The organism is Peptoclostridium litorale DSM 5388, from assembly GCF_900141635.1.
Classification (GTDB): domain Bacteria; phylum Bacillota; class Clostridia; order Peptostreptococcales; family Peptostreptococcaceae; genus Peptoclostridium; species Peptoclostridium litorale.
The window spans coordinates 77,693-103,142 of record NZ_FSRH01000004.1; the positions used below are offsets into that span (position 1 = coordinate 77,693).

Sequence of the window (25,450 nt, forward strand, 5' to 3'; positions counted from 1 at the left end):
CATTCAAAGCCTATTTTTGTAGTAAAATATATATAATGAAACTTTAAATAGATATAAAAAAGGGGATATAAAACATGAATGGACTTTTTCTTCAGGGGGGCGGTGCAAAGGGGGCATTCCAGGCGGGAGCCATATGCGCATTTCGCGAAATGGGAGTGGAATTCAGCGCCATAAGTGCAACTTCAATAGGAGCTATAAACTCATATTACGTGTATACGGGGGAGTATGAAAAGCTCATGGGGTTTTGGAACGATGTAGATGAGGACATGCTAAGAGGCAGCATGCACAAAGGGCTAACAATAGACAATTCATACCTCATAGAGCCGCTGCGCAGCCTCAGGGGAAGGGATGAAAAAGTCAAAAGTCTTAAGGTCAACTATGTGAATGTCACCGATTCAAGGCTCAGAGAATGCTGCAGCGACATTGCAGCGCTTTCCAGCGAAGAGGCCATAGAAAAGATATCGTACAGCTCGAGCATTCCCCTCAAGATAGATGATGAAAAATCCATAGGAGAGATACTGGGGGAGTTTGATTCGAGCATAGTTTTTGAAAAGTTCAGAGAAGATATAGAAAAAGGGACATATAACGGATATAATCTTGACGGAGGGATATTGAACAACAATTTCATACAGCCTTTTGAAAAGACGCGTGTCGAAAGGCTGTTTATGATATCTCTCAAAAATGAATATGAGATTCCGGAAGAAATAAAATGCAGATACAAAAAAGAGCAGTTCGTACTTTTGAAGCCGACCAGAAAAATACAGCCCATGGACACTCTTAAGTTCGAGAGGGATTTTTGCAGGGGCATGTTTGAAGAGGGCTACAATGCAGCCCGCAATGTGAATGTGTGCAAATTAGTATAGCGAGGTGAATTTTGGATGAAAAACATGATTAAACTGGGAGACCTCCTGCTGAAAGTGGGGAAGATATCGCAAGAGCAGCTTGAAAACGCTCTTGATACTCAAAAGAAAGTTCAAAAAAAGCTGGGGGAGGTTCTTACGGACCTCGGCTACGTCACAAACAGGGACATAATAGAGGTTCTTGAGTACCAGCTGGGAATTCCTCATGTTAATCTTGAAACATACGACATAGACATAAATGCCCCGAAGCTCATAAATGAAAAGTTTGCGAGAGAAAACATACTTGTTCCAGTGAAAATATCCGATGAAGATGTAATGGTCGCCATGGCAGACCCATTTGACATAATAGCCATAAGCCAGCTTGAAAGGATGCTGGGGAAAAGGGTAAGCCCGGCGATTGCAACGGATGATGACATAAAAAACACCATAGAAAAATATTACAGCTCCGAGAATGTAAGAAAGGCTGTTGAGGAATTCAAAAGGGAATATGAATTTTCTGACGAACACATAGACCAAAACCTTCTGAATGAAGTAAACGACGCTCCGATAGTAAGGCTTGTGGACTCGATAATAATGCAGGCTGTCCAAAGCCGTGCAAGCGACATACACATAGAGCCGACTGCAAACAGCCTCAGGATAAGGTTCAGGGTGGACGGAGAGCTTTCAGACGTAATGAAGCCTGAAAAGAACACCCACGGGGCAATAGTGACCAGGATAAAGATAATGGCCAAGATGAACATAGCTGAAAAAAGGCTTCCTCAGGACGGCAGGATAGAGATGAATGAGGAAAAAAGAAACCTTGACCTTCGTGTGTCCACCATACCTACAATATACGGGGAAAAAGTCGTAATAAGGGTTGTGGACAACACTAAATTCCTAAAGAAAAAAAGTGAGCTGGGACTTTCGCATGCAAACATAGAAAGGTTTGAAAATCTTTTAAGACTTAAAAACGGCATAATACTCGTCACCGGACCTACCGGAAGCGGCAAGAGTACGACGCTTTATTCTGCTATGAATGAGCTGAACGATTTCAGGAAAAACATAGTCACTGTTGAAGACCCAGTAGAATACAGGATGGAAAATATAAACCAGATACAGGTAAACTCGAAAGCGGGCCTTACATTTTCAAGCGGGCTAAGATCGATATTGAGGCAGGACCCTGACATAATAATGGTGGGAGAGATAAGGGATCACGAAACAGCCGAAATGGCGATGAGGGCCGCTATAACAGGTCACCTTGTGCTTTCGACTCTTCACACCAACGACGCCGCATCTTCAATATCAAGGCTTCTGGACATGGGCATCAAGGCGTATCTTGTATCGGCCGCAGTCAAGGGGATTGTAGCGCAAAGGCTTGTGAGGACAATATGCCCTTACTGCGAAGAGGAGTATGTTCCAAGTGAAGACGAGCTGGCGCTACTGTCTCACAATTCATGGCGAATAGAGGGGAAGCCCATAAAAAGGGGCAAGGGCTGCAGGCTCTGCAATTACACGGGATATAGGGGAAGAAAGGCCGTACACGAGATACTTGTTGTAGACAGGCACATAAGACAGATGATATTTGATGAAAGTAAAATAGAGAGCATAAAGGACTATTCGATCAAGCAGGGCATGAGGACTCTTCAGGACAACTGCATAGGCCTTATAATTGATGGTGAGACAACAATAGAAGAATATGTGAGAAGCATACACACATAGGACAAGAAAAATATTATCGCTTGGAGGAATTTTGTATGGATATAATAAGCCTTGCTAAAAAGACGGTTGACATGGGGGCTTCGGACCTTCATCTGAGCGTTGGGATACCGCCTGTTGTAAGAATTGACGGGAAGCTTGTAAAGCTCGATGAATACCAAAAACTAATGCCGGACGACATAGAAAAGATAGTTTTTGAATTTCTTGACGAAAAACACAGGGATATGCTTGTTGAAAAGGGTGAGGTCGACTTTTCGCACTCCCAAAGGGGAATAGGAAGGTTCAGGGTGAACGCATACAGGCAAAGGGGAAGTTATTCAATGGCACTCAGGGTGGTGGCACTTGACATTCCGAACATAGACGAGCTGAGGCTTCCTGAGATACTAAAGGACTTTTCACTTAAACAAAGAGGGCTAGTGCTTGTCACAGGGCCCACTGGAAGCGGAAAGACGACGACTCTTGCCGCGATGATAGACCATATAAACAAGAACAGGAACTGCCACATACTCACTCTTGAAGACCCCATAGAATACCTTCACAAGCACGACAAGGGGATTGTGAACCAAAGGGAGATAGGAAACGACAGCGTTTCATACAGCAATGCACTAAGGGCCGCCCTAAGGCAGGACCCGGACGTCATACTCATAGGCGAGATGAGGGACCTTGAGACTATATCCATAGCCCTTACGGCGGCGGAGACAGGGCACCTTGTGTTCTCTACACTGCATACAATGGGGGCCGTATCGACAATAGAGAGGATAATAGACGTTTTCCCCCCTGCCCAGCAGAACCAGATAAAAATCCAGCTAGCAAGCGTGCTTCACGGGGTCGTATCGCAGCAGCTTGTAAGAAAGCTTGATGGAAACGGAAGGATAGCGGCCACTGAGATAATGGTCTGCAATTCGGCCATAAGAAACCACATAAGGGAAGGGAAGACCCACCAGATAATGAGCTCGCTTCAAACAGGTGTCAAATTCGGAATGCACACAATGGACAGGTCGATTGCAGAACTCTACAGGGACGGCATAGTAAGCTATGAGGATGCCCTTACCTGCGCGTTCGACAAGGATGCATTTTCAAGATATGTATAGACTAGTGTAGAAGAGGTGCGTTAATGGCAGAATATATATATACTGCAAAAGGGAGAAAAGGGGAGACTCTAAAGGGAGTGATAGATTCAAGGTCTGAAGGAGAGGCGGCCCAAAAGCTCAGGGAAAAGGGGATGTACCCCGTGAGCATAAAGCTTCAGACGGTGGCGAACAGGGACATAAAAATAAGCCTTCCCCAAAAGATAAAGGTGAAGGACATAGCGCTCATGTGCAGGCAGTTCTATTCGATGCTTGACTCCGGGATTTCGATACTCGAATGCGTTGAGGTCCTGAGAAGGCAGACAGAAAACAGAAAGCTCGCACAGTCTCTTGAGGAGGTATACCAAAAGCTTCAAAAGGGGCAGACCCTTTCCGCTTCCATGAGGCAGGAGAAGGGGATATACCCGGAAATACTCATAAACATGGTCGAGGCCGGTGAAGTGTCGGGACAGATAGACGTGATAATGAACAGGATGGCCGTCCACTTTGAAAAGGAGAACTCAATAAACAGAAAGATACAGTCGGCCATGACATACCCCGTAATAGTGATATCAATAGCGGTGCTCGTGGTGTGGTTCCTCATAAGCTTTGTGCTTCCAAGCTTCATTGACATGTTTTCAGGCGCAGGGGTCCAGCTTCCGCTTCTGACGAGGATGCTTCTGAAGGTCGGCGAATTTACTAAAAACTACTGGTACATAGTGTTCGGAGCGCTGCTTGGAGGATCTTATGTCCTCGGGAAATACCTGAGGACTGACGAGGGAAGATACCAGCTCGACAGGTTCAAGCTCGCATTTCCTATAATAAAGGAGATGAACACAAAGGTTGCGACATCGAGGTTTTCAAGAACGCTTTCCACCCTTATGGCCAGCGGAGTGCCCATAATACAGGCCATGGGCATAGTCAAAAAAGTCATAGGAAATGCGGTGATAGCAAAGAGCATAGATAGCGTAATGGACGATATCAAAAGGGGAGAGGGCCTTGCAAACCCGCTTGCCGCGCTCAAGGTGTTTCCGCCAATGCTCATATCGATGATAAAGGTCGGGGAGGAGTCGGGAAAGCTCAGCGACATGCTTGAAAAGTCTGCCGACTACTACGACGCGGAGGTGGACGACGCCATAACGAGAATGACCACTATTCTCGAGCCGGTTTTGATAATAGTTATGGCCGTCATAATAGGGACGATAGTCATGGCGATAGTGCTCCCTATGTTCGACATGTTTCAACATATTGGGTAAAAACTGTAAAGAATATAAATACAGATTAAATATGCCTGAAAAAAAGGTTGAAAAAAATTAACAACAAAGGGCTAGGGTATGGGCCTTAAATGAGACTTAAGACCTATTGAAAATGATTCGTGGGTTAACAGTATTTTCCTTGAAAACAAGCCGGAAACGTAGTAAAATTAAAGTAATAAATCATTGTTTGTTTGTATTTTCGATTTTACAAAGAGCGGTTATGGTTGTCTGCTCGCTTGTAATATTTTTAAATGAAATAAGTTGTCGGTTTGAATTGGGAGGTGAATGTATGAAAAGCATGTTTATTGGCATAAAGAAGATGTTGAAAGGAAACAGAGGATTTACGCTTATAGAACTTATAGTTGTTATAGCGGTTCTTGGAATGATAGCTTCGATAGCAGTGCCGAAAGTAGGTGGAATAACTCAGAAGGCTAAGACGAATGCGGATAAGCAGACAATAGCGATACTCAACAATGCGGTTGAGATGTATGTAGCTGAGTCTGGAGATTCGGATTTGAGCGAATTTACAGATGAAGACGATGCGGCCAAGACAATAAAAGATTTGCAGGATGAGATTACTGGCCCTCATGGTAATAAATACGGTCCTTATCTTAGGGATGATGTCACTACGACGCTTCCGTCGGGAAAGACCGTCACTTGTACTGACGGCAGGTTTAAATAAGGTGTATGTTTAATAAAAGATTCAAATAAATATAATAAAAATAACAAGGAGGCGTCATAATGAAAGGGTTAAAAAAGTTAATGAATAACAAGAAAGGATTTACGCTTATAGAACTTATAGTTGTTATAGCAGTGTTAGGACTTATAGCGGCTATAGCAGTGCCAAGGATAGGTGGAGTAACAGGAAAGGCAAAAACAAACTCTGACAAGCAGGAGATTGCTATTTTGAACAATGCGCTTGAAATGTATATATCAGAGTCTGGAGATACTGACTTAAGTGAACTTACGATAACGAGTGCGGCAACTGTAATAACTGATTTGAAAAATTCTGCTGGAATAGCAGATGAAAATGATGCTACTAAGATGCATGGACCTTATTTGAGATCAGATGCTGATGATGACCTTCCGTCAGGGAAAAAAGTTACTTTTGCAGATAAACAATTCAAGTAACTTTTTCTTGTTACTCAAATAACCAGTGCCAGGCACGAACTTACGAACATATTGGATAACAAGATTGTTGGCATAGCCTATACTTACATGAATTTTATTATTTGAAAACTGCAGGGAAGCGAACTGATTCGCTTCCCTGTTTAGTACAAAGACATAATTTCTATTGTTTTACAATTCAGGAATGTTTGGCGAGGGTCGACTTCGCAGCAGGCGGTGTGTGTCATGGGCCGGTCTGGCTTTATGGAGATTTGTGAAGCAGCCCAGCGAAATGCGGACAATGGGTGATGGAACCTTTGACTTGTTTGAGCGAAGCGAGTTTCAAACGGTTCCCACCTATTGCCGAATGAGGTGTAAGGCTGCTCCAAATCGGAAGACGTCCGGGACGGCCATGCTACCACCGCCTTATAAAAACACACATGCCTTGCCGCTTTGCAGTCCAAACAAGAGGTTTTAGAAGTTTTGAGAACATAAAAGGAGATCATATGGATATTACACAAATACTGCTTTATGCATTCATTTTCGCGCTCGGGCTTGTAGTCGGAAGCTTTCTGAACGTTTGCATATACAGGATACCGCTCAAAAAGTCAATATCGTTTCCGCCGTCGTCATGTACAAACTGCGGGAAAAAGCTTTCACCACTTGAACTTATTCCGGTTATTAGCTATATGCTTTTAAGGGGCAGATGTAGAGGCTGCGGCGCTGGAATATCCATCAAATACCCTGTAGTAGAATTGCTTACAGGTTTTTTGTTTATATGGGTGTTTAGCGTTTTAGGGTTTTCAACTGTTTTTTTGAAATATGCGGTGCTCACGTGCATTCTTTTGGTGGTTTCGTTCATAGACCTTGAGCATCAGATAATTCCGGACGAAATAGTCATTTTTTCATTGGCTGCCGGCGCAGTGCTGAATATAATGTCAAGAGATGTGAGCCTGAAGAGCGCTGGGATAGGATTTTTTGCCGCCAGCGGGATACTTCTTTTGATAGCGATAATTACAAAAGGCGGAATGGGCGGAGGAGACATAAAGCTCATGGCTGCTGTAGGGCTTTTTATTGGAACAGGGCCAGTGCTTTTGGGGCTGTTCCTCTCATTTATAATAGGCGGGGTCATATCGCTTATTCTCATAATATTAAAGCTCAAGGGAAGGAAGGACTACATTCCGTTTGGGCCTTTTCTTTCGATAGGAAGCCTTGTCTCTGCGCTTTTTTACAACCAGATAATATACTGGTATGTAATGAGGCTTTAGGGAAGTATATTGGAAGAGAAACTCAATTTTGAATTTTGGTAGGGCAAAGGATTTGTTGGAAGAGAGAGATCATATGAAAACTAAAGGATATCACCGCAAAAAAAACTTTAAACTAACAGGAAGCATACTCAAAAAACAAGTGGGATTCACGCTTATCGAACTTGTAGTTGTAATAGCTGTGATTACAGCGCTTTTGATCCCGCTTGCAGGCATATTTAATGCGGGATACGACACTTTCTACAGGGAAGACGAAAATGTTAAGATTACAAGATGCGCAAGAACTGCCATGGAAAGAACAGTGGAGGCCATCAGAAAGGCCGATGCGCTTGAAAGGACAGTCAAAATAGACGGAGAGACGGTCAAGGAGTATTATTACGACATAGAATATGTAAGCGAAAGTTCAATAAAAGTAAACGGCAAAAGCATAGATGAAACGTATGCCTTTGATGACATAGACGGAGCGGATGAACTGGAAGGCAAAAATATTGATATTGAAATATATCTAGATAACGGAGACGATCTCACGGGCAGCTTGCCGGACGGAAGAAAGATTGCAAGGGTGAAGGTTATGATAACGGTTACGGGAAAAAGGATAGGGGACTACTATATAGAAACGCAGGTGTACCTGAGAAATAACTAGGGGGAGCAGGAATGGCGGAAAAAGTTTTAGGAATAGACATAGGAAGAGGAAATATAAAAATAGTGTGTGGAAGCCTTGGAAAAGGCAAATTTACGCTTCATGGACACCAGATTTTGAAAACTCCTAAAGCGGCTTTTGGAGCAAATGGAATCATAAATTCAAAAGTTTTTTTTGAAGATGAAATTACACAGCAGCTTCCTGACGTGATAAAGCATATGGGATGTAAGGGCATAAAATGCAGTCTGACAATATCAGACAAGCAGATAATAATAAGGGAGAGGAAGCTCCCATTTGTACCCCAAAAGGAGCTTAGAGAGATAGTCATACTTGAGGCCCAAAGTTTTCTTCCGGGGCCGCTGGAGGATTTTGTTGTCGACTACAGGGTCATAGATAAATCCACAGATGATGAAAATGAGCTTTTGAAGGTTTTGATAGTAGCAGCTCCACGTGAACTTATAGACAGCTATAGGAGCTTTATAGAACGATCTGGACTCAAAATCATGGCAATAGATATAAAGTCAAGCTGCATAACAAATTATGCAAAAAAATATATATTGAGAGAGGATATGAATACGCTTGTCGTGGATATAGGAGCGCAGACTACAAAGTTCATAATGTACAATGGAAAGAGCTACTTTGCGGAGCTTGAAATTGACGGAGGCGGAGACGAAGTTAATTTTGCAATGTCGGAATTCTTGAATATGAGCGACGAAGACGTCGAAAGAAAGAAGATGAATGCGGAAAAATTTGTCATGAATGACGATGTGGATCTTTCGCAAGATGAAGAGGACATGTATTTTAACATAGCTGTAAAGAGGACGTATGAAAAAATTGCCCAGGAAATAAGAAGGGTTATGGATTACTACAGGACGAGAAGATTCAGCTCTAGAATAGATAACGTGATAATGATAGGTGGAGCTTCAAATATGAACGGAATAGCGGAATATATTCAAAGCATAGCGGATGTGCCCGTCAGCGTTGCTGATATTCCAGAAGAGTTGAGCTCGAGTTTTGGAAGCGAGGACTCCCAAAAAGATTTTTCAATGATAATACCAGCAATTGGCGCTGTGCTAAGGGGGAAATAAAGTGTTAAAACTTTCAAAGTTCAGCATTAAGGGCAAATTAAATCTGAATAAAAATGAAAACAGTGAGATTGAAAAGCTAAAAAGAAAGAACATAAACCTTCTTCCCGCGGAATATATAAAGTCGCAAAACAGAAAAAGGAATGTGGCACTGTCCATAACGGCTTCAATAGTCTTAGTGGGATTTTTGGCCGGGGCATATGTTTGGATAGACAAGGAAATTGAAAATACAATACTTGAAAATGAAAAACTTTCAAAGAACATATCGGAGCTTGAGGAAATCAAAAGCCAGCAGGATTTTCTGGAAAACATAGACGAAAAAATATACGAGAAAAAACTTGTGCTGGAATTTATTGAAAAAAGCAATATTTCAGCTACTGCATTTTTTAAGATTTTAGAAAAAAATCTTCCAAAGGATATAGGGTTTATTGACATAACGGGCGATGAAAACGAAGATGTTGTGATAAACGGCTCTGCTCAAAGCGAAGTGTCTGTAGCGGAATTGCTATATAACCTGAAGTCGGAAAAAATGTTTAAAGAGGTTTTTGTTTCAAACATAAGCACACAGTCTGAAGAAGGTTCAAGCGGTTACACATTCAGCATCACTTGCAAATTTGGAAGGGAGAAATAAGGGTGAATCTTTCAAAAAGAGAAAAGATAATGGTTATGGGGCTGGCTGTTTTTACAGCATTATATTTTACATATAACAATGTGTATAAGCCTAAAATAGAGCAGTGGCAGACTCAAAAGAAAGCGCTCAGCGGAAATGAGCAGATAAAAGAAAAGCTGGATAGGAATATGCTGAACAAGGAAGAACTAGAGGCAAAAGTTGAGGCGATGAGGCTTGTAGTCGACGAGCTCAACCAGGCTCTTCCGCATGAAGTGTACCAGGAAAACAGCATACTATATATAGATGATGTTTTTTCAAAAAACAATTTGGAAATACTGACTGTGGACTTTGTGGAGCCGGGAGAAGAAAAAGGTGAAGTCGAAAGCGGCTCGCTGGAAGATGCCATAGAAGACTATATGAAATACCTGGACAAGGGCAACAAGATAGACGTCAAAAAATATGAGATGCTTGGAAAAGAAGAGAAGCTGGAAGAAAAGGAAGATGAAGATGGCGAGGAAGGAGAAGAAGAAAAGCCTTACCTTTTTCTTGAAGCTACCATTTCATTTTCAGGAAAATATGAGGATTTAAAGAAAGTGCTCGAGGAGATAGAGCAAAACAGGAAGAAAATAATAATAAAGAGCCTTGGCGTGGTCAACACCCCTATGGACATAGGAGGGAAGATAACTCTCCAGTTTCCATTTTATCCGGATGGAAGGAAAGGTGAAAATGGGGATTGGAGCATAGCTTCCGAATACGGAAATATCGACCCGTTCTCCACTGGAAGACTGAGTATTTTGAACCAGAACAAGAGAAAGACAGATGCAGTGTCAAGCGAAAGGGAATCCACGCCGGCTGTTTCGGTAGATTCTGACTTTTATGTGGTGCTAAAGCCTATATCAAGCGACATGCCCACTGTAACAATGGGTAAGTCTCCTTACAGGTATACGGCGGTGTATGAGGATTCAAACAGCTTCAAAGAGGCTAAAATATACATCAAAAAAGAAGGGGGGGAATACATGTTCAGGTATGAAACAAGTTCACATGGATACCCTTCTGCATCGAAAGAGGAATACGAAAAGCTTCAGCTGTTCGGAGACGATATAGTGATAAAGGTGTTTTCAATGGCAAGGCTTAATGAAAAGGACTCATCGGGGCTTGTTCTGAATGTATATAACGAGACTGACAAGCCGGTCAAGGTATACGTTACAGGAGATGATGCATCAAAACCAAGATTCAGAGCAGTGCCAAAGAAAGGGACTGTAAATACTCAGAAGCTTTAAAGGGGTGTTTTAGATTATGAAATCAAAAGGGTTCACCCTTATTGAAGTTGTATTGGCTGTGACAATACTTTCCTTGATGGGATTTGCAGTGCTCAACCTTTTTATGAGCGCAACAAAGACTAACAATGACGTAAAGAGAAAGATAAAGGCAAGCTATATAGCCCAGCAGATAATGGAAAAGGAAAAGGCCGAAAAGTCAAAAAAGCCCTCTGAAGGTGAGATGAAGTATTATACTGCGGATGGAGTCAAAATTGAAGTGGAGGACATAGGCGCTACAAGCGGCTATCTGGCGGGAGTGGAATATAAAAAGCTTGAAAGAGGCGATGGCGATCCGGGCGAAATGCAGGGACTCTATGAGGTGCACATAAAGGTGTATTTCAATGGAAAACAGGTGGAGAGCATAAGCTCTCTATCCAGGAAAGACAAGGACTAGGGTGGTGTATATGGACTACAGGCAAAAAATTAAAGATGAAAAAGGCTCCATGTATATATACAGCATCCTAATTGTTTTTGTGCTCACAATACTTGGTGTAAGCCTTATGGGGGTTGTAATGAGCAATCTGAAGACAGGACTCATAACTACTGAGAGAAACAAGGCGTTTTACATGGCTGACGGAGCCATAGAGGAGGCTCTTTGGGAGCTTCACGCCGAGGTTGCAAAGGCTGAAAGAGATTCGCAGGACTGGGTCAATGGAGAATACAGGGATTCCGACGAATGGAAGGATTTCATAGCGGCTGTATACGAGGACGTAGACCTTACGGTGGAAGAGGCTCGTGAAATCATAGAGGGCAGGCTTGAAGCCGAATTCAGGAAAAAGTATTTTGACCTGCTGACTTCCGACGGCGAGCTGGCATCTGATATAGTGAAAAGAATTTCAAATGTGGATTTCAAGCTCGAATCAGAAAACTCCAAGGAGAGCTCAATGGGCGACGTAGCCGTCGAATCGGAGTATGTAAAGGGCGAAAGAATAGAGGTCAAGCTGACATCGAGCGCAACATACAACAAACTGGGCAAGAATGCGGAATTGAAGCTGAACATAATAAGCCCCGGCCTTGTCAAAAAGACAGAGGATGAAGAAGAGATAGCAGTTGAAACAAAGGTATTCAAGACAAACGACATATACCTGAGGGCCATAACCTGCCAAGGCGACATAGTCGCCGTAGGCGGAAATGTCGAGGTGAACGGTGACGTATACGCCTATGGAACATACCCAGAAGAAGTCAGGGTTTCAAACGAGGAAACCGGAGGAATAGTCAGTGGATACTCAAGGAGCGCGGGTGACTTCATAGAAAAGAACAAAAGTTTGGGAGATGACGAAAAAATCGCATTTCCACAGGGCAAGGGAAATCTGACCATAAGAGGAACGGCAGCCACTAAGTCCAACATACAAGCGAGGTATTCAGGGTCCGAGCTAAATGTCGAAATGCTCCAAAAGGAAAAGTTAATAATTGAATATGACGAAGATGAAAAAGACTATGTCATAAGGCCGAATTCTTCCGCAGACAAGATAATAACGCCTGGAAACGCCTACTGCAATTCGGTGATACTTGCCAAAAATGCTGACAACTCGAGAATAGACATAGGCGGAAACGCTATAATGTATGACGACATGGAGCTCAACGGATCCGATGGGAATATAGCAGTGGGAAGCGACGGGAACCCTTCTGAAGGGGAGATATGGGCGATTCTTGACGGAGACCCTGCAGGAAACGAGGCGGACAGCGGATACGGAGAAAGAAGCGGAAGCATAATAGTCAACTCGAGTGGAAATGGCGACAGAATCGAGGCAAACAGGATATTTCTTGCGGGAACATCATACATGAACGTAAAGGACTCTAAGGACAAGCTCTACCAGACGGGTGAGAGCCTTGCAATGAGCAAGTACTCGTATTTTTACCAGGGAGAGTATACGGGAGAGCAAGATGTCAAATACAAGGAGTATACGGATGCCAAAAGCAATGGATACATGTTTGTAGACATTGACCCGGACAAGAAAATAGAGCACTACTTGAAATTTGCAGACGAGAACAATTCGTATATTTCCCCAAAAGACAAGGTGAAAGCTAAAATAAGCGGGCTGGACGGTTCGTCAGGAAGCGAAAACTATTCGCTGGGCGCGGTAATGGCGAATGAAAAGATATATGACCCGACGGGGAAGGTTTCTTCAGGCAACATATCAAAAGGAAACTTTATTGACCTGGGAAGCTTTTCAGAAAAATCAGCCGCGAAGGTGAACGAGATAGACGAGAACACAAGCCTTCTTGGAAAGAGAGATTACGCCGAAAACAAGAATATAAATGAAATATTTAAACAAATGTACAAGAGCGACGTGTCAAAAGAAGAGACAGAAAAGCCATCAAGCATAAAGGTTTTCACGAATAAAGACGTATATGTAAACGGAAGCATAGGGGATGGAGAAGGCCTTAGGATTAGCGGCAAAGACCTCAAGGGAATCATATTCACGACAGGAAATGTATTCATATGTGGAGAGACAACGTTTAATGGCGCCATAGTGGCAAGGGGAAATGTCATGTTTGTCGGAAGCGAAAACAAAACGATAACATATGACGAAGGAAGAGTCATAGACATGGTATCGGATGACGACGAGCTATATGGAGTTTTTTATGGTGAAACCGGGAGGAAATTTGAAGTTGTAAGCGGAAAGACAAGCTCGAATGACCTGGGGATTGGAGTTGTAGAAGGTGGAACTGAAAAAAGGGTGATTGCAAACCACGGAGCCATAAGCATGAAAAGAGCTTTTGACGACGTAATGGAATTTGTGAGCTGGAAGGAAGCGGATTAGGAGGAGGAATACTATGAAGTTTGAGAGATTGAGGAAATTGCTCAGTGTCTTTATGGTTTTATGCATGCTGGTAACCACGGTTCAGCCGGAAATGATAGCCTGGGCGGCACAGGATAAGACTGTAAGGGGAATAGTTTGGGAAGATTCTGATGAAGATGGAAAAATGGATGCAGGTGAAAAAAAGATAAGTGGAATTTCAGTTTCATCTCTCTGGGGAAATGGAAATGCACAGCAGGGAAAACCGTATGAAACTGTAGTTTCCGGACTAGATGGAAGCTACACCGTTACGGCTAAAAATTCAGGAAATGATATTGTCATAAAAGTCGACAAGGATAATTTGCAGAGCAATGGCAAGAGATACAGACTGACAAAAATGAGGGCTGACTTGCAAAATGGTTCTAAATTAGACCAGGCAAGCGGCGAAAGTATCAAGATAAAGCCGTCTCGAGAGGACATACATATAGGGTTGGTGGAAGTTGTAAGTGATTCGAATGGACAGGAAGGATCAAATGAAAACACAAGACTCAAGGTAAAAGTCACTGACGCAATCGGAGACAAGCCTGCGTATGAAGGGAGTGACAGGATACTGGGGGAGTCAGACTGGGCTATAAGGGGTGAAGCTACCGTGAGCTTTGAATCTGAAAGCCAGGAAGTTCTAAACGGCGTGAAGTACAAGTTTTTCAAGAAGGACAGCCAGCCATCGGGAACTGATTTTGGACAGATAGAAGGCTGGGAGAATCTTGACCCGGAAAAGAACGAGATAATGAAGCTGAGAGACGTAATGATGGACAAGCAGGGACACCTGACTTGGAGAAGCTACGATGTGAGCCACATGGATACAACGAGCAGTGCTGGAACTTACAAATGGAATAAAAGAAGCGATGTATACATGAACCCGCATAATGATATAAAATATCAGCCTGCAGATGTTGCGGATCTGGGCACTAGCTACAGAAATATAGACGAGTACATGGATATCGAAGAACTTACGCTTGTAGGGAAAAAAGGAAATTCTTATTACAAAGTAAAAAATGTTAATGGGGCTGAAGTTGAGGAGACAGTGAGAACTGCGGTTCAGGAAACGACATACCATGGAAGGCCATGTATAAAAATAGACGGAAAGATGTACATCAAAGTAGGTAAAAATGACCAAATAACTGTTAACGGAACTAAAAAACAGGTAAAGCAATTTTTTGCTGAATATGGCAACAGATATGGAGCGTATGTATATGTGGGGGCTAAAAGGTACGTCCCAAAGACTGTTTTTTACGGGTTTTCGGATATTTTTATAAACCAGTCTGGAGCCCATCCTAATTTAGCGGCGTATCAGGACTACAAGGAAGCCTCGAAGTTCTGGGGATATATAAAAGTAGACGAAAGCGGAAACTACCAGTTTGGATTTGACGCCGACGATGGTTTCTATGGGTACATAATGAGCGACGGCGAAAAAAAGGAAATTTCAAATCATGACAGGTATTTTACAAACGGTGGAGCAAGCGCTGCTGTAAACCCGAGGGAATATAATGGACCTGGAACAGGATATACCGTGATGAAACTTGAAAAGGACAAGTACTATCCTGTATACCTTGAATACTTCAACTGGGGCGGAAATGGAAAATTCATGCTCTACTATAAAGAGGATGGCTCGGCATGGGGGACTGCTAAAAAGAACTGGTTCTACCCGTCAAAGACGAACACTCCCGGGGAATACGCTGAGAGTACGTTTGTAATAAATGCAGGAGTTGATTTTCCAACCGATCCTGGAAAATACTATATAGGAATAAAGGACGGAGACAAAAACGGAGTGTACGGGCCTTTTGTGGTTGCGCCGAAAGCACAGATTGAAGTGAAGAGGGAGCCGGTTGACGGTTTTGATTCGGTTATGGAGGACAGCGAGTATACGCTCAGATATACGATAAGTCCAAAGCCGATAGAAAGCAGTAATCTGGGAAAAGAGCTGAAGGTTGAAAATCTTGTTGTTCAGGAAGAGTTCGACATTAATACGACGCCAAAAGATGTGAACGGCATAGGAACGACTACTGATAAGACAAACGAAGATGGGACTCACCAAACTACGTTCAATTCAAATCATTTGGACATAACATATAGATGGGAAAATGGAAAGTATGTTGCAGACCCGATTGAATTTGAATTGACAATGGAATTAAATGCGAGAAAGCCCGTAATTGATTTTGGAAATGAAAACACATTTGTTTCATATACTGATCTCGACGGAGCAAATGCTCAAAAACCACTCGGAAATATAAGCATAGAACTTATTCCGAAGCTGCCGGTCGTGAAGATTCTTGAAGTAGAGCCGACGGACAGTTACAAGGATGAAAGGGATATAAAAAGCAGATTTGGAAACAGCATTTCTGGTACAGGTACGGCTGACGGAAATACTAATAAATACACAGTAAGCGGACAAAATCAAGGCGAAATAACATATGAGATTGCAATAACGAAAATGCCCGTGAGTCAGTTCATAGGCGATATAGAAGATGTAAATGGAAAATACGATGTCATATTCATTGGAAATAAGACGAATAATTACACTAATAGGGAGCGCATACCAGGAGCGGGTTCATATGGAGCCTATAGGGATAATGACATAACACAAAAAAAAGCCGATGAGCTTAAAGAGTTTATAGAATCGGGACAGCTTGTAATAGCTGAAAGCAACATTAATTCTGGTACGATGATTGCAGATATTTTTGAGAATTACATTGACAGGGAAAATGTTGTTAAATGGGAAGATCTTCCTAATGGAGATACGTTTGAAGGATTTAAACCTCACTACTTAAGATCAAACAAGAGGCCGAGGCTTACAATAAATGAAAAGCCTAAAGACTATGATGGAACAGATGGAAGCTATATAGATTCAAATGTGATGAGATTTAATTTTGACATGAAGTCTCTCAATATGACAGGCAGAAATAAAAACCTTGTTGAGGCAAGGCTTTACATGGACTTGAACGGTGACGGGCTTTTCAAGGACGATGAACTTGTAAAAACCAGCCAGCCGGTGATGTCTGTTGAAGACTATTCAATGGAGTACAGGCTGAAAGATGCATTTACGGGAATGATGCCGTGGAAGCTTGAGGTTGTAGATCGGGAAAATGGTGCTGCGTCATATGAGGTTGGATATCCCGCATACAAGAGCAAAAAGCTTAAGACAAGGGTGCTTCAGCTTACTCCTAATGGAAATAATTTTTCAATTTCAAGCATGGGGTATATGCTGAGTACAGATGGATATGAAATAGAAGTGACTCAGCTTCCTGTAAGTATATTCAATGCAAATTATCCGAATGAAGCTTCTTATGGAGGAAAGAAAATTAGAACAGAGCTTAATGGAAACTACGATATGGTGGTACTTGGTTTTGCAGATTCATTTGGAAACGGATCTGATATTACTAATTCAGCAGCCATAGAGGAATTGAAAAACTTTATAGGGACGGGCCAAAGTGTTTTGTTTACTCATGACACTCAAGGACCTATAGATTTTTATAACGATGCACCAAACCTTACAAGAACACTAAAGGGCTTTGTTGGATTCACAGACAGCAGGACATATTCTGGAAGTGGAAGTGGGAAATGGGATAATTCATGGGAGACAACAGTTGCTTTCAAGCTGAACAAGGGCGTAATTACTATGTACCCGTATATGATAGGTGAGCAGATAAGTATATCGCCTTCACACCAGCAATACTGGGATATTGACTTGGAAAATGAAGATGTTGTGCCGTGGTTCACCCTCACAACAAAAAATGGAAACAGCCATGACAAAAGTATAAACAAATATAAATATTCGCCAAGGGCCCATTACTATACCTTCTCGAATGGAAATGTGACATTTTCGGGAACGGGGCACAAAAGCCCAAGTAGTTCTATGGACGAAAAGAAGCTTTTTGTAAATACAATGGTAAAGGCTGCGAGAAATGCAAACCATGCTCCGACGATACAGGTTTTCAACCTCGATGAAAATGAGATAATATCAACTTCACAGGAGAAATTGGAATTCAGCTTTATGGCTGAGGACATAGACGGAGACGACATGTCCGGAGCGGTTTATATCAACGACGTGCCGGTTGAGACTTATGGAGAAGGCAGCATAAAAAGCGGGGGCTCTGTAAAGGTTGAAATAACAAAGCAGCAGCTTAAGAGCATAATAAATTCAGATGACTCGTTCGAAATAAGGATAGAGGTCAAGGATTCCAAAGGGGCGATGGCTCAGGAAAATTCAAGCTTTACAATACAGCGTTTTGCAAACCCTACAATTTCAATTGGGGAGAGTGGAAATGCAAACGGATACCTTGTGGGAGATACCGCGAATATTACAATGTCCATAACAGCCCAGGGGCCTGGAAAAGTTCTAAACAGAGGAATTGAGGGCATGGACTTCTCAATGAACTATGACAGCAGTGCGATTGTGGGAGATTCATCTTGGACGGGAATATCGAATGTTTCGTTTGACCCAGACCCAAGTCCTGAAGTCCAGGAAAAGAGATTCAACTTCAGTCTCGAAAGGGCTGGAGAATACACTGTTGAAAATTCAGTTTCATATAACTGTCCTGAATTTAGTGCTCTCGCAGACCACCAGAGCGAAAGTTACAGCTATCCTGTCAATGTAAGATCGGGAGTAATAGACGTAAAGGTTGTTGAAAGTGACGGTTCGAGCTTTGAAAATGCCAGAGTCAAGATTGAAATGCCGGACGGAAGCCCAAGAACATTGGATTTAGATAGGAATGGAAGGGTATCCTTTGAAAACATGAAATCGGGAAGATACGAAATTTCAATAGAGGGACTTCCTGAGGAGTATATTGTAAATGGAGATGCAAGCAGGGTTGTAAACCTTTCGTATGAAAACAACATAAGCGATGAGACATTCGAACTTATAGACAAGGGGGATGTCGGGCTGGAAATTGAGGTTCAGGCGAAAGAAGGATGCCTTGTGGGCGACAAGATAGACGTGAACATGAAGGCTGTTGCACACAATGAAGACAGTACTGTAAGTACGGACATAGAAAATATAGAATTTAAGATGTCTCATGACAAGGGGATTTCGCCAGCAACAAGTCTGGATTGGAAAATGAGCAACATAATCATATCGGGCGACCGTATTTTCAATAATAACCAAGAAAATAAATTCCAGTTTACAGCCGACAGCGAGGGCGACTTCAGCATAACAGGGGCTGTAACATACGACTATTTTGAAAACCTGCAGGCGGTAAGGAGTGCCACTAAAAAGGTGACTGTAAGGTCGGGAAGGATGACTGTCACGGCGAATACACAGGATGGGCTTCCTTACAAAAATATACCTGTCGCTGTAAACGGCACCACCGACTCAGGTGAGCCATACAGCAGGACTTTAAGTACCGACGAGACCGGCAAGGCTGTAATGACGGGCATACCGTCAGGAAACTATAAGGTAGAGCTGCAGCTCCCTGGTGGAATGGTTGCAGAAGGAGGCAATTTGAAGTCTGTAAGAATGGACTATTCAAACAGCGAACAGGACATAGAGTATAATATATACGACAAGTCCGGAATAGACGGTCACGGCAGATTCACCAACGGAAAAGTGCTGGAAAGTGCAATGGTAACCATACCTGCGGCTCCAAACTTCAAGTCGGATTTCGGGGCTAAGTTCAAGTTCTATGGAAGTGCCGAGGCCCAGGACGTAAGATTCAATTTGGATAGAGCCGTTACAAGCGTGGACTTTACTCTTTACAGAGTGGATTCTGCTGAAGGTCTTGAAGAGATTTCTGGAATAGAGTACATCTGGGTAACTAAAACCGGAGAAGTTGAAGTTGAAGAGACTTTGACTCCGGATCAGATCAACGAAAGAATAGCAAATGGAACCGATTTGATGTTAAAAGACGGAAGGATAGAGATAAAACTGAAACTTCCTGAAAGCTCGGATTTTGAGAACAACTATATAATAAAATACTCTATAACAAATAGCATGGAAAAAGGCGATGTAATGCAAAACAGATTCATAATGAATGGTGAAATGAAGCCTTGCGATGTCAATGCAAATTCAATTGACTACACATATAACAGCGAGGCGAAGAATTTGACGGTATAAGCGTGGTTGAAAATTAAAGAGATCAATTGCAAAAAGGCCATCAGGCCTTTTTGTTTTGTCCAAATACAAATGAATCACCAAGTATCATTGAAACTTGACTTGAATTGACTTACAATAGAGTATGTCATATATTCGATATCATGAATTGAACATATCGAACACACTAAACATATGAACCGAAATCTGAAAGGGTGATGGACTTGAGAAAAGGAAAGAGAAAAAACGACGAACTTAGGGATGTGAAAATAACCAGAAGCTATACAAAATATGCCGAGGGTTCTGTACTTATAGAAATGGGAGACACGAAGGTAATATGCAATGCATCTGTTGAGGAAAAGGTTCCTCCATTTTTGAAGGGGAGCGGCACAGGCTGGATAACAGCCGAATACTCAATGCTTCCAAGGTCTACCGGCCAAAGGAAGGTAAGGGAGTCGTCAAGGGGCAAGGTCGACGGAAGGACCCAGGAGATACAAAGGCTTATAGGAAGAGCATTAAGGTCTGTTGTAGACCTTTCGAAGCTCGGGGAAAGGACAATATGGATAGACTGCGACGTAATACAGGCTGACGGCGGAACAAGGACTGCATCTATAACAGGTTCTTTCATAGCGCTTGTGGACGCACTCTACAAGGTATACATGAACGGAAAGATAGCGGAGATACCTCTGAAGTCGTTTGTATCGGCAGTGAGCGTAGGCGTGGTGAATTCGCAGCCAATGATTGACCTTTGCTATGAAGAGGATTCGGCGGCGCAGGTGGACATGAACGTGGTAATGACGGACCTTGGGGAGTTTGTAGAGCTCCAGGGAACTGCGGAAACTCATCCGTTCACAAGAGCCGAGCTTAACGAAATACTTGAACTTGCTGAAAAGGGGAACAGGGAGCTTATAGACATACAGAAAAAGGCGCTTGGAGATGCCATGACAAGTCTTGTGCTAAATAAAAGGATAGACATGGTGGTGGCTACATCCAACAAGGGGAAGCTTGCCGAATTTTCAAAGCTATTGAGGGACATGAACGCAAACGTACTTTCAATGGCTGATGTGCAGCTTGAAGGCCTTGAGATAGTCGAAGACGGAGAGTCATTTGAGGAGAACGCGCTCATAAAGGCAAGAGAGGTTGCTCTAAGGACTGGAAAGATTTCAATAGCGGATGATTCAGGGCTTGTAGTCGACTTTTTGGACGGAGAGCCGGGCGTCTATTCGGCCAGGTTTGCGGGCGAGGACGCAACAGACGGCGACAACAACGAAAAACTGCTGGAACTTTTAAAAGAGGTGCCTGAAAAGGAGAGAAGGGCCAAATTCGTATGTGTAATAGCAGTTGTATATCCTGACGGAAGGGAATTTACAGCAAAGGGGTCATGCGCCGGAAAGATAGCATATGAGCCTGCGGGAGAGGGTGGATTTGGATATGACCCGCTATTCATAGCAAAGGGCCACGACAAGACATTCGCCCAGATGGAACAGGAGCTTAAAAACAAGATAAGCCACAGGGCAAAGGCTCTTGAAAACATGAAAAAAGAGTTTAAAAACAGGATGCTGTAAGCCATGAGAATAGGCATCATAGGAGATACTCACAGGCATATGGAGTCCATTGAAAAAGCTATAGAGCATTTTAAAGGTTGCGAAATGATACTTCACACAGGTGACAATTTTGAGGATGCAAGCATTATTCACTCCAATACAAATATAGGGATTATAGCCGTAAAGGGAAATTGTGACTTTGAAGACGTTGAAGATGAGATGCTGTTTGAAAGCTGCGGCAAGAGGATATTTCTCTGTCATGGCCACAAATATGGAGTGAAGCACGGCAATATGGGTCTTGAAAAAAGGGCAAAGGAAGTGCGGGCCGACATAGTGGTTTTTGGGCACACCCATATCCCTCATATTGAGGAAACTGGAGGCATACTGTTTATAAACCCCGGCAGCACATCTAGGCCCAGAAGCGGAAATGGCAGCGCGGGAGTGCTGAGCATCACTGATGAAAATGTAGAATTTGAATTGTTTGAGGTTTAAGGAGAGGGAAAAACTAATGGGTCATCTGATTGGGTATTTTCTTATATTTTTGGCCAGGGTAACTGACGTTTCGATGGCTACAATAAGGACAATAATGGTTGTGAGGGGGAGGAAAGTCACTGCGGCGTGCATAGGGCTTGTGGAGATAGTCATATATGTCCTTGCAATAAGCAGGGTTCTTGGGAATATGGACAATCCATACAACCTTATAGCATATGCGCTTGGATTTTCGACGGGCAATTTTGTAGGCATTACCATAGAAGAAAAAATGGCCATAGGAAGTCTGATCATACAGGTTGTTACAAAAAACAATGCAAATGAAGAACTTTCACAGCACCTCAGGGATAAGGGATATGGGGTTACATGCACTGAAGGTTTTGGAAGAGAAGGGCGAATATATGTGCTTAATATAGTTGTGGACAGAAAGAACTTTAAGGAAGTTGAAAAAATAGTTTCGGAATTTGACAAGTCTGCTTTCACCACGGTCCAGGATGTGCGTAATATAAGAGGCGGATACTTCAAAAGAAGGATAAAGAAAAAATAGAAAAGATTATCAGAACAAAAAATATCCGAAACAGCCATTTACAAAGGCTGTTTCGGATATTTTGCTGAATATAGCTTTGGTACACCATAAACTTGTATTACAGATAAAAGGCTATAAGATACACGCTTGCCATTATTATTGATATTATCATCATAGGGAAACCAACCTTGATATAGTCTATGAATGAAAGCTTGTACTTGTTCTTTTCGAGTATGCCTGCAACTATTACGTTGGCCGATGCCCCTATAAGGGTTCCGTTTCCGCCCAGGCAGGCTCCGAGTGAAAGCGCCCACCAAAGGGGAGTTACGTCTATTGAAGTCATTACTGACATTTTGCTTATAAGCGGAATCATTGTCGCTACAAAAGGTATATTGTCCAGGAACGACGAAATTATTGCAGATCCCCAAAGCATTAATAGCGCAGTCAGGAAGAAATTTGTCTCGGCGGTTTCTGTGATTCTTTCAGCTAGCATGTCTATGAGTCCGACCTTTTCAAGACCACCTACCAGCATGAACAAGAATGCGAAAAAGAATATTGTGGGCCACTCTATTTCATGCAGTACGACTTCAATGTCAGCTCTGGTCAAAAGCAGCATTGTACTTGCACCTATGAGGGCTACTGATGCGGATTCAAGACCTAGCATTTCATGGAGAGAAAATCCTATAATGGTCAAAAAAAGCACAGAAAGAGATTTTATAAGCAGCCTTTTTTCCTTTATAGCTTTTTGCTCATCGAACATGAGAAGCTTTTTCTTTTGGGCCTCATCTACAGTTACTTTACGCCCGTATATGAATTTGAATATAAATATTGTAACAATCAGTATTACAAGCGCTATTGGGCCCGTATTGAGAATGAAATCCATAAATCCAAGCCCGGATATGCTTCCTATCATTATGTTTGGAGGGTCCCCTACCAGGGTTCCCGTACCGCCCACATTTGACGATATTATTTGCGGTACGAGGAATGGAAGAGGGTTTACCTCGAGAGTTTCAGTTATTACAAGAGTCACCGGCGCTATTAGAAGAACTGTGGTGACGTTGTCCAGGAAGGCTGAAAGAACGGCTGTGACGATGCAAAGGAACATTATTATCCTCCAGGGATCGCCCTTGGCAAGCTTTGCCGTCTTTATTGCTATGTACTGGAAGACCCCTGTGGTTTTGAGTACGTTTACTATTATCATCATGCCTATCAAAAGGCCTATTGTATTGAAGTCTATAAAGTGGAGCGCTTCTTCCTGGGAGAGTATCCCAAGCAGTATGAGCATTGTAGCTCCAAAAAACGATATTATTGTTCTGTCTATTTTTTCGGATATTATGAATATATAAGTCACTATGAAAATTGAAAGGACTATTGCAGTTTGAGAAAACATTATGGATTATCAACTCCTAGTCAAACAATGATTATTTGATATGATTTTTGAAGCTGTATTGAAGATGTTTAAATTTGATTATACCACAGAAATATTCTTGATTATAGGACAGATTATAGAACGGAAATTTTACAGGACGGGTTTCAAAAGGCCCATAATATATTTTATTGGTCAAAAACGATATTTTGACTTGATTTCTAGGGGGTATTGTATGATATAATATTAAAGTTGTATGGTATAATATTCAAGTATTTAGGATATTGTTCAATCAATGTGGAGAATGTCGGCATGGTTTTATCTGGGCCGGATTAAAATAAATTTTTATTAGGAGGATGTATTCATGAGCGCAGAAATGATAACAAAAGAAAACAGCGAAGTGATCATAAAGCTGGCGGTAGACAGTGCAGAATTTGGCAAGGGAGTAGACAAGGCCTACAAGAAGCTAAGAGGAAGATTCAACATACCAGGCTTCAGAAAGGGAAAAGCTCCTAAGAAAGTCATAGAAATGAACTATGGAAAGGGAATATTCTTCGAAGAAGCTATAAACATAGTTTTCCCTGACGCATACGAAAAGGCTGTAAAAGAGCTTGAGCTTGATCCTGTTGCAATGCCTGAGATTGAAGAGGTTGAGCAGGTTGAAGACGGCCAGGACCTTGTAATGAAGGTTAAAATTGCAGTTAAGCCTGAAGTTGAGCTTGGAGAGTACAAAGGCGTAGAAATAGAAAAGAAGGAAGTTTCAGTTGAAGACGAGCAAGTTGAAAAAGATATTGAAGTAAAAAGAGAAAACAACGCAAGATACATAAACGTTGAAGACAGAGGAATACAAAACGACGACATGACAATAATAGACTTCAAAGGATTCGTAGACGGAGAAGAATTCGAAGGCGGAGCTGCGGAGAACTACAACCTTGTTGTTGGATCGAACACTTTCATACCAGGATTTGAAGAGCAGCTTATAGGAGCATCTGTAGGCGACGAGCTTGACGTTAACGTTAGCTTCCCAGAAAGCTACCACGCTGAAAACCTTGCTGGAAAGCCTGCGCTTTTCAAGGTTTCAGTAAAGGAAATCAAATTCAAGGAGCTTCCAGAGCTTGACGATGAATTTGCAAAGGACATAAGCGAATTCGACACTATAGACGAGCTTAAGGCTGACATCAAAAAGCAGCTTGAAGAAGAGGCTAAAAAGCAGGCTGAAAACGAAATGAAAAACGAACTTGTTGAAAAGATAGTTGAGGCTGCTACTGTGGAAGTGCCTGAGGTTATGGTTGAAAACGAGGCTGACTCTATGCTTAGAGATTTTGAAATGCAGCTTAGATACCAGGGTCTTGACATGGACAGCTACATGAAATACATGGGCAAAAACAGAGACGAGCTTAAGGATGAAATGAAAGAGCAGGCTCTTAAGAACGTTAAGAGATCTCTAGTTCTTGAAAAGATATACAAGACAGAGGGAATCGAAGTAAGCGATGAAGAGTTTGAGAAGGAAATCGAGGAAATGGCTAAAACTTACAACATGGAAGTTGAAAAAGTTAAGTCTTCTCTAAGACCTCAGGACATGGAGAGCATAAGAGAGAGCATGCTTGTTAAAAAAGCTGTAGAAATGCTTATGGACAGCGCAAAGATAGCTTAATCAAATAAAATATCATATATAAAAGCAGCGGACATTTCCGCTGCTTTTTAATTTCCGTAAAATGCTCTGCGGATTCAGGAGGATTTTGAGTTTGTAGCCCAAAAATAAAAAAAAGAGCCCAAGCATATGTACATATATGAG

Annotated in this window: 19 protein-coding genes; 18 read left to right on the forward strand and 1 reads right to left on the reverse strand. The window is 42.2% G+C overall.

Annotation, left to right across the window (positions count from 1 at the left end):
* The first annotated feature begins 74 nt into the window (after window positions 1-74).
* The 17 genes from BUQ87_RS04890 (at window position 75) to BUQ87_RS04970 (ending at window position 22,310) form a co-directional block, all read left to right on the forward strand.
* The gene (locus BUQ87_RS04890; protein WP_038267631.1) at window positions 75-863 is read left to right on the forward strand and encodes a patatin-like phospholipase family protein; all 789 of its coding nucleotides are present in this window, start codon (window positions 75-77) and stop codon (window positions 861-863) included.
* 15 nt (window positions 864-878) lie between these two features.
* Entirely contained in the window at window positions 879-2,558 is a 1,680-nt protein-coding gene (locus BUQ87_RS04895; protein WP_038267635.1) for a GspE/PulE family protein, read from the forward strand.
* Between the two features lie 35 nt (window positions 2,559-2,593).
* A complete protein-coding gene (locus BUQ87_RS04900) occupies window positions 2,594-3,646 on the forward strand; it encodes a type IV pilus twitching motility protein PilT (protein WP_038267636.1) in 1,053 nt (350 codons plus the stop codon).
* A gap of 23 nt (window positions 3,647-3,669) precedes the next feature.
* Window positions 3,670-4,878, forward strand: coding sequence for a type II secretion system F family protein (locus tag BUQ87_RS04905; RefSeq protein WP_038267638.1), 1,209 nt, complete (start codon window positions 3,670-3,672; stop codon window positions 4,876-4,878).
* Between the two features lie 289 nt (window positions 4,879-5,167).
* Window positions 5,168-5,560 carry a type II secretion system protein gene (locus BUQ87_RS04910; protein WP_052636366.1) on the forward strand — a complete coding sequence of 131 codons (393 nt, stop codon included), beginning with the start codon at window positions 5,168-5,170 and terminating at the stop codon, window positions 5,558-5,560.
* A 59-nt stretch (window positions 5,561-5,619) separates the two neighbouring features.
* Window positions 5,620-6,009 carry a type II secretion system protein gene (locus BUQ87_RS04915; RefSeq protein WP_052636369.1) on the forward strand — a complete coding sequence of 130 codons (390 nt, stop codon included), beginning with the start codon at window positions 5,620-5,622 and terminating at the stop codon, window positions 6,007-6,009.
* 482 nt (window positions 6,010-6,491) lie between these two features.
* The gene (locus tag BUQ87_RS04920; RefSeq protein WP_038267641.1) at window positions 6,492-7,253 is read left to right on the forward strand and encodes a prepilin peptidase; all 762 of its coding nucleotides are present in this window, start codon (window positions 6,492-6,494) and stop codon (window positions 7,251-7,253) included.
* Between the two features lie 73 nt (window positions 7,254-7,326).
* A complete protein-coding gene (locus BUQ87_RS04925) occupies window positions 7,327-7,893 on the forward strand; it encodes a type II secretion system protein (protein WP_038267642.1) in 567 nt (188 codons plus the stop codon).
* Window positions 7,894-7,904: 11 nt separating this feature from the next.
* Window positions 7,905-8,978: a pilus assembly protein PilM gene (gene pilM / locus BUQ87_RS04930; RefSeq protein ID WP_038267644.1), complete on the forward strand. Its 1,074-nt coding sequence runs from the start codon at window positions 7,905-7,907 to the stop codon at window positions 8,976-8,978.
* Window position 8,979: 1 nt separating this feature from the next.
* Window positions 8,980-9,606: a PilN domain-containing protein gene (locus BUQ87_RS04935; protein WP_038267646.1), complete on the forward strand. Its 627-nt coding sequence runs from the start codon at window positions 8,980-8,982 to the stop codon at window positions 9,604-9,606.
* 2 nt (window positions 9,607-9,608) lie between these two features.
* A complete protein-coding gene (locus tag BUQ87_RS04940; protein ID WP_038267649.1) occupies window positions 9,609-10,865 on the forward strand; it encodes a hypothetical protein in 1,257 nt (418 codons plus the stop codon).
* A 16-nt stretch (window positions 10,866-10,881) separates the two neighbouring features.
* Window positions 10,882-11,298 (forward strand): type IV pilus modification PilV family protein, encoded by a 417-nt coding sequence (locus tag BUQ87_RS04945; protein WP_038267651.1) that lies wholly within the window; start codon window positions 10,882-10,884, stop codon window positions 11,296-11,298.
* A gap of 10 nt (window positions 11,299-11,308) precedes the next feature.
* Window positions 11,309-13,669, forward strand: a complete 2,361-nt coding sequence (locus tag BUQ87_RS04950; RefSeq protein ID WP_038267653.1) for a pilus assembly PilX N-terminal domain-containing protein — start codon at window positions 11,309-11,311, stop codon at window positions 13,667-13,669.
* 13 nt (window positions 13,670-13,682) lie between these two features.
* Entirely contained in the window at window positions 13,683-19,754 is a 6,072-nt protein-coding gene (locus BUQ87_RS04955) for a PA14 domain-containing protein (RefSeq protein WP_038267655.1), read from the forward strand.
* 194 nt (window positions 19,755-19,948) lie between these two features.
* A complete protein-coding gene (rph, locus tag BUQ87_RS04960) occupies window positions 19,949-21,295 on the forward strand; it encodes a ribonuclease PH (protein ID WP_038267657.1) in 1,347 nt (448 codons plus the stop codon).
* Window positions 21,296-21,298: 3 nt separating this feature from the next.
* The gene (locus tag BUQ87_RS04965; RefSeq protein ID WP_038267659.1) at window positions 21,299-21,766 is read left to right on the forward strand and encodes a metallophosphoesterase; all 468 of its coding nucleotides are present in this window, start codon (window positions 21,299-21,301) and stop codon (window positions 21,764-21,766) included.
* Window positions 21,767-21,782: 16 nt separating this feature from the next.
* Window positions 21,783-22,310, forward strand: a complete 528-nt coding sequence (locus BUQ87_RS04970) for a DUF2179 domain-containing protein (protein ID WP_038267660.1) — start codon at window positions 21,783-21,785, stop codon at window positions 22,308-22,310.
* A gap of 97 nt (window positions 22,311-22,407) precedes the next feature.
* Here the strand turns inward: BUQ87_RS04970 and BUQ87_RS04975 are convergent, their stop codons facing one another.
* Window positions 22,408-23,679, reverse strand: a complete 1,272-nt coding sequence (locus BUQ87_RS04975; protein ID WP_038267665.1) for an ArsB/NhaD family transporter — start codon at window positions 23,677-23,679, stop codon at window positions 22,408-22,410.
* A gap of 340 nt (window positions 23,680-24,019) precedes the next feature.
* Here BUQ87_RS04975 and tig point away from each other — a divergent pair, with 340 nt between their 5' ends.
* A complete protein-coding gene (gene tig, locus BUQ87_RS04980) occupies window positions 24,020-25,309 on the forward strand; it encodes a trigger factor (RefSeq protein WP_038267667.1) in 1,290 nt (429 codons plus the stop codon).
* Window positions 25,310-25,450: the final 141 nt, after the last annotated feature.